The sequence below is a fragment of the Microcoleus sp. B9-D4 genome (assembly GCF_036705105.1).
In the GTDB taxonomy this organism is placed as follows: Bacteria; Cyanobacteriota; Cyanobacteriia; order Cyanobacteriales; family Microcoleaceae; genus Microcoleus.
The window spans coordinates 1-1,258 of sequence record NZ_JAUBTS010000076.1 but is presented as its reverse complement, the minus strand read 5'-3'; the positions used below and the strand labels follow the sequence as shown (position 1 = coordinate 1,258).

1 pseudogene is annotated in these 1,258 nt (G+C 49.1%); it reads left to right on the top strand.

Annotated features, from left to right (window positions below):
- Window positions 1-1,258, top strand: a pseudogene (locus QUB24_RS29075) (peptidase C11 clostripain); the annotation flags it as partial.

Genomic DNA, 1,258 nt, shown 5'->3' with positions numbered 1-1,258 from the left:
GGGCTGTTAATGTCGCCATTACCGATAACGACACTGCCGATTTCAGCATTGCACCTACGAACATAACTGCTACAGAAGGCGGCGCAAATGGCAGTTACAAAATCGAGCTAACTTCGCAACCAACAGCACCGGTTACTATCAGTTTCAATACTGACAATCAACTTAATCCGATCGCCACACCTATTACTTTTGACAGCACTAATTGGAATGTTGCTCAAACTGTCACTGTCAGTGCGATCGACGACAATCTAGCACAAGGAACCCACAGCGGCACGATTTCTCACACAGCTACGAGTACCGATGCAAATTATAATGCGAAAGTCATTCCCGATGTGACAGCATCGATTACTGATAACGATAGTCCCGGTATTTCTCTTGTCCAATCAGGAGGCGGGACAGCTATTGCTGAAGGCGGTGCAACCGATAGCTACGGCGTACTTCTGACTACCGCACCTACTGCAAACGTCACGATAAATTTTGACACGGGCAATCAAATTAATGCGATCGCACCTGTCACTTTCACCCCGAATAATTGGAATGTGGCGCAAAATGTCACTGTTACGGCGATCGATGACAGCATAGCGCAAGGAGCCCGCAGCGGCACGATCGCTCACACATCTGTCAGTACAGATACTAATTATAACAACCTGACGATTTCTCCTGTGACTGCCACGATTGCTGATAACGACACGACGGGTGTGAGTATTTCACAGCAGAGCACAACTGCTACAGAAGGCGGTGCAACAGGCAGTTATACACTCAAGTTAAATTCCCAGCCAACTGCACCAGTTACGATCAGCTTTGATACGGGCAGTCAAATTAATGCGATGGGTGCAATTACCTTCGACGCTACTGACTGGAATGTTGCCAAACCCGTCACAGTAACGGCTACAGACGATGCGGCTGTGGAAGGAAATCATGCGGGGGCGATCGGGCATACTTTTACCAGTACCGATGTTAAATATAACAGCATCACAATTTCCCCTGTTAATGTCGCCATTACTGATAACGACACTGCCCCAACTCCAACTCCAACACCTCCAACTCCAACACCTCCAACTCCAACACCTCCAACTCCAACACCTCCAACCCCAACACCTCCAACTCCAACACCTCCAACTCCAACACCTCCAACCCCAACACCTCCAACTCCAACACCTCCAACTCCAACACCTCCAACCCCAACACCTCCAACTCCAACACCTCCAACTCCAACACCTCCAACCCCAACACCTCCAACTCCAACACCTCCAACTCC